General features: G+C 75.3%; 15 protein-coding genes. 7 read left to right on the forward strand and 8 right to left on the reverse strand.

The features are described 5' to 3' along the window. Positions 1–26: 26 nt before the first annotated feature. Positions 27–239 (reverse strand): hypothetical protein, encoded by a 213-nt coding sequence (locus D6B71_RS06470; RefSeq protein WP_121253248.1) that lies wholly within the window; start codon positions 237–239, stop codon positions 27–29. 44 nt (positions 240–283) lie between these two features. On the opposite strand from D6B71_RS06470, the gene D6B71_RS06475 reads away from it, so the two are divergent. Further along, the gene (locus D6B71_RS06475) at positions 284–523 is read left to right on the forward strand and encodes a DUF4229 domain-containing protein (RefSeq protein ID WP_121253250.1); all 240 of its coding nucleotides are present in this window, start codon (positions 284–286) and stop codon (positions 521–523) included. A 92-nt stretch (positions 524–615) separates the two neighbouring features. On the opposite strand, the gene D6B71_RS06480 is transcribed toward D6B71_RS06475, so the two are convergent. After that, the gene (locus D6B71_RS06480) at positions 616–1,491 is read right to left on the reverse strand and encodes a 1,4-dihydroxy-2-naphthoate polyprenyltransferase (RefSeq protein WP_121253252.1); all 876 of its coding nucleotides are present in this window, start codon (positions 1,489–1,491) and stop codon (positions 616–618) included. An 81-nt stretch (positions 1,492–1,572) separates the two neighbouring features. On the opposite strand from D6B71_RS06480, the gene D6B71_RS06485 reads away from it, so the two are divergent. Genes D6B71_RS06485 through menD form a run of 3 tightly spaced genes read left to right on the forward strand, consistent with a single transcriptional unit; the run spans position 1,573 to position 5,362 of the window. Further along, the gene (locus D6B71_RS06485; protein ID WP_121253254.1) at positions 1,573–2,622 is read left to right on the forward strand and encodes an AMP-binding protein; all 1,050 of its coding nucleotides are present in this window, start codon (positions 1,573–1,575) and stop codon (positions 2,620–2,622) included. Further along, positions 2,619–3,599: an o-succinylbenzoate synthase gene (locus D6B71_RS06490; protein WP_121253256.1), complete on the forward strand. Its 981-nt coding sequence runs from the start codon at positions 2,619–2,621 to the stop codon at positions 3,597–3,599. Before D6B71_RS06485 ends, D6B71_RS06490 begins: the two co-directional genes overlap by 4 nt. After that, positions 3,596–5,362 (forward strand): 2-succinyl-5-enolpyruvyl-6-hydroxy-3-cyclohexene-1-carboxylate synthase, encoded by a 1,767-nt coding sequence (gene menD, locus D6B71_RS06495; protein WP_121253258.1) that lies wholly within the window; start codon positions 3,596–3,598, stop codon positions 5,360–5,362. Before D6B71_RS06490 ends, menD begins: the two co-directional genes overlap by 4 nt. Before the next feature lie 131 nt (positions 5,363–5,493). Here the strand turns inward: menD and D6B71_RS06500 are convergent, their stop codons facing one another. Next, positions 5,494–6,033: a GNAT family N-acetyltransferase gene (locus D6B71_RS06500; protein WP_121253260.1), complete on the reverse strand. Its 540-nt coding sequence runs from the start codon at positions 6,031–6,033 to the stop codon at positions 5,494–5,496. Further along, complete coding sequence (locus D6B71_RS06505; protein ID WP_164519562.1) at positions 6,030–6,695, reverse strand: LysE family transporter; 666 nt, start codon at positions 6,693–6,695, stop codon at positions 6,030–6,032. Before D6B71_RS06505 ends, D6B71_RS06500 begins: the two co-directional genes overlap by 4 nt. Here D6B71_RS06505 and D6B71_RS06510 point away from each other — a divergent pair. Further along, positions 6,694–7,329 (forward strand): MBL fold metallo-hydrolase, encoded by a 636-nt coding sequence (locus tag D6B71_RS06510; protein ID WP_121253264.1) that lies wholly within the window; start codon positions 6,694–6,696, stop codon positions 7,327–7,329. The genes D6B71_RS06505 and D6B71_RS06510 overlap by 2 nt on opposite strands. 82 nt (positions 7,330–7,411) lie before the next feature. On the opposite strand, the gene D6B71_RS06515 is transcribed toward D6B71_RS06510, so the two are convergent. Continuing rightward, positions 7,412–8,683, reverse strand: a complete 1,272-nt coding sequence (locus tag D6B71_RS06515; RefSeq protein WP_121253266.1) for an isochorismate synthase — start codon at positions 8,681–8,683, stop codon at positions 7,412–7,414. A 65-nt stretch (positions 8,684–8,748) separates the two neighbouring features. On the opposite strand from D6B71_RS06515, the gene D6B71_RS06520 reads away from it, so the two are divergent. After that, entirely contained in the window at positions 8,749–9,366 is a 618-nt protein-coding gene (locus D6B71_RS06520; protein ID WP_121253268.1) for a hypothetical protein, read from the forward strand. A gap of 17 nt (positions 9,367–9,383) precedes the next feature. Here D6B71_RS06520 and D6B71_RS06525 read toward each other — a convergent pair whose 3' ends face one another. Next, the gene (locus D6B71_RS06525) at positions 9,384–10,355 is read right to left on the reverse strand and encodes a L,D-transpeptidase family protein (RefSeq protein ID WP_121253270.1); all 972 of its coding nucleotides are present in this window, start codon (positions 10,353–10,355) and stop codon (positions 9,384–9,386) included. A gap of 206 nt (positions 10,356–10,561) precedes the next feature. On the opposite strand from D6B71_RS06525, the gene D6B71_RS06530 reads away from it, so the two are divergent. After that, on the forward strand, positions 10,562–11,251 hold the full coding sequence (locus D6B71_RS06530; protein WP_121253272.1) for a demethylmenaquinone methyltransferase: 690 nt from the start codon (positions 10,562–10,564) through the stop codon (positions 11,249–11,251). Positions 11,252–11,338: 87 nt separating this feature from the next. On the opposite strand, the gene D6B71_RS06535 is transcribed toward D6B71_RS06530, so the two are convergent. Both D6B71_RS06535 and cobT read right to left on the reverse strand, forming a co-directional pair. Beyond that, entirely contained in the window at positions 11,339–12,115 is a 777-nt protein-coding gene (locus D6B71_RS06535) for an adenosylcobinamide-GDP ribazoletransferase (RefSeq protein WP_121253275.1), read from the reverse strand. Further along, complete coding sequence (gene cobT, locus D6B71_RS06540; protein WP_240641183.1) at positions 12,112–13,188, reverse strand: nicotinate-nucleotide--dimethylbenzimidazole phosphoribosyltransferase; 1,077 nt, start codon at positions 13,186–13,188, stop codon at positions 12,112–12,114. The genes D6B71_RS06535 and cobT overlap by 4 nt, the downstream gene beginning before the upstream one ends. Between the last annotated feature and the right edge of the window lie 284 nt (positions 13,189–13,472).

Raw genomic sequence — 13,472 nt, forward strand, 5'->3', positions numbered from 1 at the left:
GACTGACGGCTCAGCCCCGATCGGGCTCAGGTCTCGGGGTCCTCGGGGTGGCGGCGCTTGCGGTCCAGGTCGCGCAGGAAGTCGTCATCGTCGTCGGGGCCTATCGGCCGCGGCGGGGCCGGCGGGCGCCCGGGACCACGTGATGCCTGCCCGCGTCCGGGCAGCTCACCTTGGAACATGCGGACGGCCAGGTAGACCGCGACTGCGATCACGATCACCACGAGCAGGAGCTTGAGCACCCCTCCAGGGTAGGTGGGCACAGGTGAGCGCCTACCCTGAACCCGTGAAGGAGTTCTGGGTCTACACCGGCCTGCGGCTGTCGCTGTTCGCCGCTTCGCTCGGGGTCGTGTTCGGCATCTGGGCGCTGGTCGCCGACTCGGTCCCGCTGCTGTGGGTGATCGTGATCGCGTTCCTGGTCAGCGGAGTGGCGTCGTACTTCCTGCTCAACGCCCAGCGCGACGCCTTCGCCCGCCGGGTCGAGTCCAGGGTGGAGCACATGAAGTCGAAGGAAGACATCGACTGACAGGCGAGGAGGTCGCTCCGCTCGCCGAGGCTCGCCCCGTCTGATGTGGAGTTCGCTGCCACTGGGTGACAGCAGGTTCCACATCAGTCGCGTCAACCGCCGAGCAGCAGCCCGAGGGCGACCAGAGCGGCCCAGAGCAGCTCGGCGACCCCGACCTGCTGCAGCACCGGGATCAGCGCCGGTCCGGTGGCACCGCCGGTGACGGTGCTGACCGCCCGCCCCGCGGGAAGCAGGAAGCCGAGCCCGAGCAGCGCCCACCAGGTCGTGGCCACCGCGACCGCCACCACGGCCACCGCCGCCGCGAGCACCAGCAGGGCGAAGAAGCCGCGGGTCCGCGGCTCGCCGAGGCGCACCGCGAGCGTGCGCTTGCCGGCGACGGTGTCGGTGGGGATGTCGCGCAGGTTGTTCGCGACCAGGATCGCGCAGGCCAGCGCGCCGACGCCCACCGCGGCGTACAGCGCCGGCCACTCCCAGCTCTCGGTCTGCACGTAGGTGGTGCCGACCACGGCGACCAGCCCGAAGAAGACGAACACCATCACCTCGCCCAGCCCGAGATAGCCGTAGGGCTTGGAGCCGCCCGTGTAGAACCAGGCCGCCACCACGCAGACGACGCCCACCGCGACCAGCCACCACGCGGTCGTCGCCGCGAGCGCCAGCCCGGCGATCCCGGCGACGCCGAAGGCCAGGAAGGCCGCCCGCTTGACCGACCCGGCAGCGGCGGCGCCGGAGCCGACCAGCCGCATCGGCCCGACCCGGTCGGCGTCGGTGCCGCGCACCCCGTCGGAGTAGTCGTTGGCGTAGTTGACCGCGACCTGCAGGGCCAGGCTCACCACCAGCGCCAGCAGCGCCTTCCACCACACCACGCCGTCGACGTACGCCGCGACGCCGGTGCCGGCGAGCACCGGTGCGACCGCGGCGGGCAGGGTCCGGGGCCGGGAGCCGGCGAGCCACTGAGCTGGAGTTGCCACGACCGGCCATTCAACACGCCCCCGCGCGGGCGCGGGGAGACGGGGCCGGTGGCGGTGGGACCCCCGGATAGCGTGCTCGCCATGGATCCACTGCGGCCGGTGACCGGCGCCGCCCCCGAAGCCGTGGCGGCGCTGGAGCGGTGGCTGGCGGTGCCGGACGAGCCGCCGCCCTTGACCGTGGAGACGTCCGGGTCGACCGGGCGCCCGAAGCGGGTCGTGCTCTCGCGGGCCGCGGTGCTCGCCTCGGTCGAGGCGAGCGCCCGTCGCGTGGGCGGCACCGGCCGGTGGCTGCTCGCGCTGCCGTCGGCGTACGTCGCCGGGGTGCAGGTGGTCTGCCGGTCGCTAGGCGCGGGCCACCGGCCGGTGCTCGCCGAGGAGCACCCGGACTTCGCCGCCGCCACGGAGGCGCTCGGCGCCGGTCCCCGGTTCACCTCGCTGGTGCCGACCCAGCTGCACCGGCTCCTCGACGACCCGGCGTCTGCGGCGGCGCTGGCGACCTTCCACACGATCCTGCTCGGCGGCGGCCCGATCGACCCCGCGCTGCGGGACCGTGCGGAGGCTGCAGGGGTGCTCGTGATGGCGACCTACGGGTCGGCCGAGACCGCCGGCGGGTGCGTCTACGACGGGATGCCGCTCGACGGGGTCGGTCTCGCGATCGGTGGGGACGGCCGGATCCGGCTGGCCGGGCCGACGCTGTTCGACGGCTACGACGGCGACCCGGAGCTGACCGGGCAGGTGCTGGTCGACGGCTGGTTCCTCACCTCCGACGCGGGACGGCTCGACGAGGACGGCCGGCTGCAGGTGCTGGGCCGCCTCGACGACGTCGTGGTGACGGGCGGGGTGAACGTGCCGGCGCCCGCGGTGGCCGCACGGCTGCGGGCACACCCGGCCGTGGCCGACGCGGAGGTGCTGGGCGTGACCGACGAGGAGTGGGGCAACCGCCTGGTGGCGTTCGTCGTGACGTCCGAGGGTCGCGGCGTCTCGCTGGCGGACCTGCGGGACTGGGTTGCCGAGGAGCGGCCGCGGTCCTGGGCGCCGCGGCAGCTGGTTGCGCTCGAGGCGATGCCGCTGCTGGGCAACGGCAAGCCGGACCGGATGCGGCTGCGGGCGATGGCGGAGGAGGACCGATGAGCTCGGCGCCGGGCGAGGTGCGGGTGTGGTCGGTGCCGATGCGCACCCGGTTCCGTGGCATCACGGTGCGCGAGGGCGTGCTGCTCCGGGGCGCGGCGGGGTGGGGCGAGTGGTCGCCGTTCCTGGAGTACTCCCCGCAGGTGGCCGCTCCGTGGCTGCGCTGCGCCGAGGAGGCCGCCGCCGCCGACTGGCCCGACCCGGTGCGCGACTCGGTGCCGGTGAACGTGACCGTGCCGGCGGTCGACGCGGAGCGCGCGCACGCGATCGTGACCGCCGGCGGCTGCCGCACCGCCAAGGTGAAGGTGGCCGAGCCCGGCCAGGGCCTCGCCGACGACCAGGCCCGCCTGGAGGCGGTGCGCGACGCGCTCGGCCCCGACGGCCGGGTGCGGGTCGACGCCAACGGCGGCTGGGACGTCGACGCCGCGGTCGCCGCCATCGGGCTGCTCGACCGGGCCGCCGGCGGACTGGAGTACGTCGAGCAGCCGTGCGGGAGCGTGGAGGAGCTGGCGCTGGTGCGGCGCCGGGTCGGCGTACCGGTGGCCGCCGACGAGTCGATCCGCCGGGCGGCCGACCCCTACCGGGTGCGCGACCTCGAGGCCGCGGACGTCGCCGTGCTGAAGGTGCAGCCGCTCGGCGGGGTGCGCGCCTGCCTGCGGATCGCCGAGGACATCGGGCTGCCCGTCGTGGTCTCGTCGGCGTTGGAGAGCTCGGTCGGGATCGCGGCCGGCGTGGCGCTGGCGGCCGCGCTGCCCGAGCTGCCCTACGCCTGCGGGCTCGCGACCGTGCAGCTGCTCAGCGACGACGTCGTGGCCGCACCGCTGCTGCCGGTCGACGGGGCGCTGCCGGTGGTGCGCCCCGAGGTCGACGAGGCCGCCCTCGGGCGGCTGGCGGCGGACCCGGACCGGGTGGCCCACTGGGAGGAACGGCTGGCCGCGGTGCGTTCGCTGCTCGAGGTGGGGGAGGATCGGGGACTGTGAGCCCGCCGCCCGACCCCACGCCCGAGCCCTCGACCAAGCTCGCCCGCGCGGCGGTGCTGTCGCTGCTCGCGCAGGGGGTCACCGACGTGGTCCTCTCGCCCGGCTCGCGCAACGCACCGCTCTCGTTCGCGGTGCACGAGGTGGCGGCGGCCGGGCTGCTGCGGCTGCACACCCGGATCGACGAGCGCAGCGCCGGGTTCCTGGCGCTCGGGCTCTCGCGGGTGGACTCGCCGGCGGCGGTCGTCTGCACCTCGGGCACCGCGGTCGCGAACCTGCACCCGGCGGTGCTGGAGGCCGCGCACAGCGGGGTGCCGCTGGTCGTCGTCACTGCCGACCGGCCCTCGCGGCTGCACGGCACCGGCGCCAACCAGACCACCGACCAGGTCGGCATCTTCGGCCCGCTGGTGATGACACTCGACCTCGAGGCGCAGCCGGGCACCGGACAGTGGGCGATGTGGGTCGGTGACGGGCCGGTGCATCTCAACGTGCGGTTCGATGAGCCGCTGGTGCCGGCCGAGCCGTGGACCACCCTTGCTCATGATCTGGCCGACGCGCTCGGTGGCGAGGACGAGCACGAGGACGAGTCTCAGGCGAACGAGCACGGGATCCTGCCGAGGCGGTCGCCCGACCTGGACCCGCGACCGGTGCCCTCGGCCCAGGAGCTGGTGGCCACGGCGAGGGCACGACGCAGCGCCGGCGGCTGGGGCCGGTCGGTCCGCGGGCCGGCGGCTCCCGAGACCCTCCCGCTCGGCCCCCGCACCGTCGTCGTCGCCGGCGACGACGCCGGCCCGCCGGCCCGCCAGCTCGCGGAGCGCGCCGGCTGGCCGCTGCTGGCCGAGCCGAGCAGCGGCGCGCGCACCGGCGAGAACGCGATCCGCGCCTACCGGCTGCTGCTCGGCACCGACCTGGGAGAGCGCATCGAGCGGGTCGTGGTCTGCGGACACCCGACGCTGTCGCGGCCGGTCACCCGGCTGCTGACCCGGCCGGGCGTCGAGGTCGTCTCCGGGCCGGTGCGCGGCGTGTGGAGCGAGCGGCCGTTCCCCGTCGCCTCGAGCCACCCCGTCGTGCCGACCGTCGCCGGCTCCGACGACCCTGCCTGGCTCGACGCATGGCGCGACGCCGACCGGAGCGTCTCCCGCCAGGTCGACCGGCTGCTGGCCGCCGAGCCCGACCTCACGCCGTACGAGGTGGCCGGCGCGGTCAGCCGCGCACTCCCGCCGGGCGGGCTGCTGCACGTCGGCGCCTCCAGCCCGATCCGCGACCTCGATCTGATGGTCGCGAGGTACGCCGTGGGCGACCGGCGCAAGGTCGTCGCCAACCGCGGGCTGGCCGGCATCGACGGGGTGGTGTCGTCGGCGATCGGCGCGGCGCTGGGCCGCCCGCACGGCACCCGCAACCTGGCCCTGATGGGCGACGTGACGTTCCTGCACGACGCCAACGGCCTGGTGCTCGGCCCGCGCGAGGCGCGTCCCGACCTGACGATCGTGGTGGTCAACGACGACGGCGGCTCGATCTTCACGATGCTCGAACAGGGCGCCGAGGAGCACGCCAGCGGCTTCGACACCCTCTTCGGCACCCCCCACGGGGTCGACCTCGCGGCGCTCTGCGCGGCCACCCGCACGCCGCACTGGCGGGTCGGCTCGCTGCCCGAGCTCGAGCAGGCGCTGGCCAGTCCCAACGGCGGCATCGAGGTGATCGAGGTGCCGGTGCGTCGCGACAACCGCCGCGATCTCGACCTGCGGCTCCGGGCGCTGCGCCCGTGAACCCCGCCGTCGGCCAGGTCGTCGGCCCAGTCGCCGCTCCTCACGTCTGAGTCGTGATCGCGGCCCCGCGGCAGCAGGAACGTGCGGAGCGGCACCGGGCGGCCTTCGCGCCTGGCCCGAGGGCCGAGCCGTCACAGCCCGGCGCGTACCATCCGCACGTGGCGGCCCTCGTCGTGCTCGTCCTCGGTGCCGTCGAGCCGGAAGCCCTGCCGCTCGTAGAACCGGATCGCCCGGTCGTTGCCCGCCAGCACCCACAGGTACGCCGCGCGGTCGCCGACCGCGGCCTCGAACAGCGCGTAGCCCACCCCGCTGCCCCATCGCGATGCCCGGACATAGAGCGCCTTCACCTCGGTGTCGATCTCGCCGGCCAGGTCGTTGTCGCGACCGGGTCCGGCGCTGGCGAAGCCGACCATCCCGTCGGGGTCCTCGGCGACCCAGGTGGCGTCCTCCTCGCCGGCCTCGGCCAGGATCGCGCGCCACTTCTCGACCCGCTCCGCCCGGCCGGCGCGCCGCTCGGCGAGCGTGGACTGCGGCATCAGCCCGGTGTAGGCGTCGTCCCAGCAGTCCAGGTGCAGGTCGGTGAGCGGCTCGGCGTCCTCGGGCCGCGCCCGGCGCAGCCAGGTGCCGTCGGGGCGACGGGGTGACGGGGCGTCGGTCGTGCGGTGGGTCATCCCAGCATCGTATGGACCGCCAGGCCGGCGATCACGACCGCGGACACCAGCCCGGTGGCGACCCGGCCCCGGTGGCCGGTGGTGGCCCGGCCCAGTGCGGCCCCGCCGCCGGCGAGCAGCAGCTGCCAGGAGGCGGAGGCCACGAACGCGGCGACGACGAACACGCCACCCTCGACCGGGCCCGAGGTCAGCGTCCGGTTGCCCAGCACGATCGCGGTGAAGTAGACGACGGTCGCCGGGTTCACCGCGGTCACCCCGACGAAGACCGCGAACGCCCGGGCCGGCGACATCGGCCGGGCCTCCCGGGCGGTGCCAGAGGAGGTCAACGCGTGCCGGGCGACCAGCGCCGCGACCCCGAGGAGCACCACGCCCGACGCGATCCGCAGCGGTGTGGCGACCGGCTCGAGAAGCGCCGACAGCGCCGAGCCCGCGACGACCGCCAGCGCGGCGTACCCCCCGTCGACGGCGGCGATGCCGAGTGCCCCCGCGGCCCCGACCCGCAGCGAGGTGCGGGCGGTCAGCGTGACGAGGAACGCCCCGACCGCGCCGATCGGCACCGCGATCGCCCAGCCGGTGACGAGACCGGAGACGACCACCTCGACCACGCCCGGATCCTCCCGCGCCCGGAGGGCCGGCGACCAGCCGATTACGGTGGACGTCATGAGGATCACGAAGTTCGGTCACTCCTGCGTCCGGGTCGAGCACGACGGGGCCACCGTGGTCCTCGACCCCGGCATGTTCGCCGAGCCGGACGCCCTCGCCGGGGCGGACGCCGTGCTGATCACCCACGAGCACCCCGACCACTACCAGCCCGAGCTGCTGCGGGGGAGCGACGCCCCGGTGTTCACCATCGACGCCGTCGCGGCCCGGATCCGCGAGGACGCTCCGGACGCCGCCGAGCGGGTCACCGTCGTCGAGCCCGGCCAGGAGCTGGTCGCCGGGCTGCCGGTGCGGGTGGTCGGCGAGCTGCACGCGGTGATCCACCCGGAGATGCCGCGGTTCTTCAACTCCGGCTACGTGCTGACCTGCGGGGAGGAGCGGGTCTACCATCCCGGCGACGCGCTCACCCCGCCCGGCGAGCACGTCGACGTGCTGCTCGCGCCGGTCTGCGCCCCGTGGATGAAGGCGTCCGAGGCGGTCGACTTCGCCCGCGAGGTGAAGGCGCCGCGCAACGTCGCGATCCACGACCGGGTCTACTCCGACGTCGGACTCGCCATCGTCGAGAGCCACATGAACGCGTTCCTGCCCAAGGAGGGCCTGGAGTTCGTGCGGCTGGCCGACGGGCAGGACCTCTGACGCTGGCCCGCGGCCGAGGGCAGACGTCGTACGACGTGGCTGCGGTGCCGACCGGGTCGGATGACGTCGCGGCTAGGCGGCCTCAGGCTCCCGACAGCGCGTCGCGCACCGGCACGAACTTCGCCTGCGACTCGGCCAGCTCGGCCTCGGGGTCGGAGTCGGCGACGATGCCGCAGCCGGCGAAGAGCCGCACGGTGTGGCCGCTCAGCTCGGCGGAGCGCAGCGCGATGCCCCACTCGCCGTCGCCGGTGGCGTCCATCCAGCCGACCGGCCCGGCGTAGCGGCTGCGGTCCATGCCCTCGATCTCGGCGATCAGCGCCGTCGCGGTGGGGGTGGGGGTGCCGCCGACGGCGGCCGAGGGGTGCAGCGCCTCGGCCAGCTGCAGCGACGAGACCGTCGCCGCGTCGTGGACGACGCCGGCCACGTCGGTGGCCAGGTGCATCACGTTGGGCAGGTGCAGCACGAACGGCGCCTCGGGCACGTTCATCGACGAGCAGTGCGGCTCGAGCGCGTCGGCGACCGAGCGCACGGCGTACTCGTGCTCCTCGAGGTCCTTCGACGACCGGGCCAGCGTGGCCGCCAGCGCCAGGTCGCGGGTGTCGTCGCCGGTGCGCCGGATGGTGCCGGCCAGCACCCGTGAGGTCACCAGGCCGCGTTCGCGGCGCACCAGCATCTCGGGGGTGGCGCCGAACAGGCCGTCGACGTGGAAGGTCCAGCACATCGGGTAGCCCTCGGCGAGCCGGGCCAGCGGCCACCGCACGTCGAAGGGCTCGTCGGCGGTGGCGACGAGGTCGCGGGCCAGCACGACCTTCTCGAGGTCGCCGCGGCTGATCCGCGCCACCGCGTCGGCGACCACCGACATCCAGCGCTCGCCGTCGAGGGCGCCGTCGGCGAAGCGGACGCCGCGCGGCGATCGGGGCTCGTCGGTCACGGTGAGCTCCGGCTCGGGCGCGGCTCCGGGCCCGACCGTGGTGACCCAGGAGCGGTCGCCGCGCCGGCCGACCACCACCCGCGGCACCGTCAGCACGGAGTCACCGGGCTCGTCGGCGAACGCGAAGGAGCCGAACGAGACCAGGCCGGTGCCGGGCTCGTGGACCTCGTCGTCGACCCGGGCCTGCGCGACGGTCTCGCTCCACCACTTCGCCGCGTCGGCGAACCGGGTGGCGCCGGCGGTGTGCACCGAGGCGGCCACGCCCCAGCCGACCAGGCCCTCGCCGCGGCGCAGCCAGCTCACCGGTGCCTCACCGGGCAGGAGTCGCAGCAGCGACGTGGCGGCGTCGAGATCGAGGGGCAGCGTCCGGGCGACCAGGGGGCCGGCCGACGACTGCCCCGCCGGGGTCGCACTGGTCGTCACGGCGTCGAGGGTACTTCCCGCACCCGGGGAGGACGCCGCACGGCATCCGTCGGTACGGTCGGGGCGTGACGCGACGCACCCCGCACCCCGCCCTGATCGGCCTCCCCCTCGGCCTCGCCGTGCTCGCGGCGATGGTGGTCTTCTCGCTCGTCCTCGACGGACGCGGCTCCGGCGAGATCGAGCTGCCCGACTCGCTGCCGGGCGGCTGGCAGTCGGTCACGGAGCCGATGGAGGGACGCGACGACCCCGAGGCGGCCCAGGAGTACGCCGACCGCCAGGTGCAGGCGGTCGCCCACGTCGAGGAGCAGCTGGGCGAGGTGTACGACGACGAGCTGGCGTTCGCCGCCTACCTGCACGACGACCCCGAGATCGGGCCGCGCTTCGTCACGGTCACCGCGTTCGCTGCGCCGCCCGGCCCCTTCGCGCCCCCGAACGGCATCCTCGACCCGGAGGAGGTCGGGATGGCCCGCGCGCCGATCGAGGTGGTGCGCGAGGGCGACACCGTCTGCATCCTGGAGTGGGTCCAGCAGCCCGAGAGCGCGGAGATCGACGAGAGCGAGCCGCCGCTGACGACCACCTGTCAGCTCGGTGCCGACGGCCGCACCTACCTGCTGGCGGGCTCCAAGCTGATGCTCGACGACGCGGTCGAGCTGATCGAGACCGTCGCCGCCGACGCGTCCTGACGCATCCGCCGGCAGTCTCACGACCAGTAGACGACCACCTTGTCGCCGATGGCGACCTGGTCGTAGAGCCAGGCGATCTTGTCGTAGTCGCGCACGTTGACGCACCCGTGCGACGCCCCGGCGTACCCCACGGCGGCGAAGTCGGGGGAGTAGTGCACGGCCTGGCCGCCGGAGAAGAACATCGCGAACGGCATCGAGGTGTCGTAGAGGCTCGACACGTGGTCGCGGCTCTTGGAGAACACGCTGAAGACGCCCTCGCGGGTGGGGGTGGCGGCGCCGCCGAAGCGCACGTCGACGGTGAGCCGGACGTCGCCGCCGACCACCCAGCGCAGCGTGTTGCTCGACTTGTCGACGCACAGCACCCGGCCGGTGCGGCAGCGGGCGTCGAGCGGACCGGGGGCGTTGCCCGTGGTCGCGGCGCCGTGCAGCTCGGCGTCGGTCGGCTCGGTGGTCATCGCCTCGAGCCGGTCGAGGGTGCGCCGGTCGACCTCGCCGGTCACCGGGATCTCGCGCTTGGCCTGGAAGCCGCGCACCGCCGCGGTGGTGACCTCGCCGTAGTAGCCGGTCACCCCGGCGTTGAACCAGTCGATCTGGGCGAGCCGGGCTTGGAGCTCGCGCACGCCGGGGCCCTCGTCGCCCGCGGCGAGCAGCGCCGGGCCCGGCTCGAGCTCCGGGGCGCGGGTGGGCGAGTCGCTCGTGGCGGGGCTCGCGGGCTCGTCGGTCGGCTCGGACGTCGGCGGTGCTGTCGGGTCGGCGGAGTATGACGGGTCCGGTTCACCGGCCGACGGTGCGGGCCCGGTCGTGCCTCCGGTCGGGCCGTCGGAGGTGCCGGCGGGTGAGGGCGTGGCAGTGGCGGGCGGCAGCGTGGAGCCGCCGGAAGCGGGCTCGTCCGCCGCGCTGTGCAGCGACGCCGACCCGACGCCGTACGACACGGCGGCGACCAGCGCGGTCACCACCGCGACCAGCATCAACCGTCGAAAGAACCTCATCGCCCTGCCCGTCCTCCTGCGGCCTCGCCGCCGTCCAGCGGGACCACGTGCGTCCCGTCATCGAGGGTGACGCCCACGGGGGGCGTTTGGTTGCGACCCGGTCGGGGCGATCGCGATCGTCACCGTTCCGTGACCCGGCCGCCCGCTGGAGTGACCGCGGGGGCCGGACGCCGTGGGCGGGCCCGGCCACCCGTAGGCTTGCGCCCGTGGCCCGCGCAGACCTCGACAAGCAGCCCACCGACGTCCGTCGGATGTTCGACGCGGTCGCCCGCCGCTACGACGTGACCAACGACGTCCTCTCGCTGGGCCAGGACCGCCGGTGGCGCCGCGACGTGATCGAGGCCGTCGACCCGCAGTACGGCGAGCGGGTGCTCGACCTGGCCGCCGGCACCGGCACCTCCAGCCAGCCGTTCCACGACCGGGGGGCGCGCGTCGTCCCCTGCGACTTCTCGCTGGGCATGCTGGGGGTCGGCAAGCAGGCGCTGCCGCACCTGCCGTTCACCGCTGGCGACGGCACCCGGCTGCCGTTCGCGGACGCGACGTTCGACGCGGTGACGATCTCGTTCGGGCTGCGCAACATCGTCGACCCGCTGGCCGGGCTGCGCGAGCTGCGCCGGGTCACCCGGCCCGGCGGGCGTCTGGTGGTGTGCGAGTTCAGCCACCCCACGTGGGCGCCGTTCCGGCTGGTCTACCTCGAGTACCTCATGAAGGCGCTGCCGTCGATCGCCCGCGCGGTCTCGTCGGCCCCGGACGCCTACGTCTATCTCGCCGAGTCGATCCGGGCCTGGCCCGACCAGCAGGGCCTGGCCGATCTGGTCGCCGAGGCCGGCTGGCAGCGCCCCGAGTGGCGCAACCTCTCCGGCGGCATCGTGGCGCTGCACCGCGCCACCGCCTGACCCGACGACCGAGGGGTCGATCGTTCCGCGACACGCCGGGTCTCGACAGGCTCGACCACCGAAGGGTGGATCGGTGACGGGTCGGCGTCAGGAGGCGGCGAGGAGCATGACGGCCAGGGAGACCTCGATCGAGGCCCCGTAGACGTCGCCGGCGACCCCACCGAGGCGCCGGGTGGCGCGGCGGATCAGCCAACCGATGGCGACCAGCGCCACCGCCGAGCACACCAGCGCCCGCCACCACGGCTGGTCGTCGAGCACGAACACGCCGGCCACGAGGCCGGTCAGCAGCAGCCAGCTGGCCGCGGCGGTCCACGGCGACATCGAGTCGACGTACGACGACGCGAGGCCCGACTGGCGGGCGGGCTTGACACCGCGCAGCGACATCACGACCGCGGCCCCGCGGGAGACGCACACCAGCGTGCCGGCCAGCAGCGGCCCCCAGGCGGAGTGCTGGATCGAGGTGAGCGCGCCGATCTGGATGCCGAGCACCAGCACCAGGGCCGAGGCGCCGGCGGGGCCGGCGTCGCCGCGCAGCATCACCTGCAGCGACCGCTCCGCGTCGTAGGAGCAGGTCAGCCCGTCGGCGGTGTCGGCGAGGCCGTCGAGGTGGAAGGCGCGGCTGGCCAGGGCCAGCGCGGCGACCGCGGTCGCCGCGACCGCGACCGGCGCCAGCTCGAGCTCGCGTCCCGCCCACAGGATCGCGGTGACCAGCGCTCCCAGCGGCAGCACCGCCAGCGGTGCCAGCACCATCGCGGGGCGGGTCACCTCCCGCTCCACCGACGAGGGGGGCCGCACCGGGATCGCGGTCAGCGTGCCGACGGAGAACCGCAGCACGTCGACCGCCCGGGAGGGGGTTCCGCTCATCCGAGCACCTCCGACAGCGGCGCCACGTCGGCGAGCAGCAGGGCGGCGGACCGCAGGACCGGGACCGCGGCGACCGCGCCGCTTCCCTCGCCCAGCCGCAGGCCGAGGTCGACCAGCGGCTCGAGCCCGAGCTTCTCCAGGGCCAGCGACTGGGCGGGCTCGGTCGAGCGGTGACCCGCGGCGAACCAGGCGGCCGCTCCCGGGGCGAGTCGGTCCGCGGCCAGGGCGGCGGCGACGGTGATCAGCCCGTCGAGCAGGACGGGGACGCCGAGGCGGGCACCCTCGGCGAGGAAGCCGGCCATCGCGGCGATGTCGGCCGACCCGAGGGCGGCGAGCACGTCGGATGCCTCCTCGCGACCGCGGGTGCGCTCCAGCGCCTGCTGCACGACGGCGGTCTTGTGGGCCAGCCCGGCGTCGTCGACGCCGGTGCCCCGGCCGGTCGCCTCCGCCGCGGGCAGTCCGAGGAAGGCCGCCACGAGTGCGGCCGAGGCCGTGGTGTTGCCGATGCCGAGGTCGCCGGCGAGCAGCAGCTGGGCACCGGCCGCGACCTCCTCGCGGGCCACCCCGGCGCCGATCGCCAGCGCCCTCGCCACCTCGTCGGCGCTCAGGGCGTCCTCGAGGTGCAACGGCCGGCTGCCGCGGTGCACCTTGTGCCGCCGAACCGCCTCGCGGGTGGCGGGCTCCAGGTCGGCCAGGTCGTCGTCGACGCCCAGGTCGAGCACCCGGACCGCGACCCCGTGCTGGGCGGCCAGCACCGAGACACCGGAGCGGCCGGACACGATCGTGCGCACCATCGCGGGCGTGACGGCCTTCGGGTAGGCCGAGACTCCGTGGTCGGCGACGCCGTGGTCGCCGGCGAAGACCACCAGGTGCACCCGGTCGACGGGCCGCGGAGGTGTCACGCCCTGGGTCGCGGCCAGCCACACGGCCAGGTCGCCCAGCCGCCCCAGTGCACCGGCGGGGACGGCCAGGCCGGCGAGCCGCTCCGCGGCGTCCTGTCGGGCGGACTCCGACGGCGGGGCCACGGCGTCCACGGGGGTGGCGGGGTGCGGCGGGTGAGCGGAGTCGGGCACGGGACCTCCAGGTTCGGGCGGGCTGCGGCGGTCGGGCGATGGTCGGGCAGCGACGCTAGCGCCCGTCCGGGTCAGGACCGCCGCCGCGGGTGCGAACCGGTGGCGCCCGTCACCCACGCCGGGGGCACCGCGACGCGGCCCAGCCGGGCCGCAGCCGGCGGGACCGACAGCGGCATTTCCGCAACGCAACCGTGCGGTAAATCCCCAGGTCAGGGCGGTAGCAGGGACGTTGGTCCCGGGGCCGCCCCCGACTCGCCTCCCGTCGGGCAGAGTGGCAGACTGTG

Source organism: Nocardioides ferulae (assembly GCF_003660455.1).
Taxonomy (GTDB): domain Bacteria; phylum Actinomycetota; class Actinomycetes; order Propionibacteriales; family Nocardioidaceae; genus Nocardioides; species Nocardioides ferulae.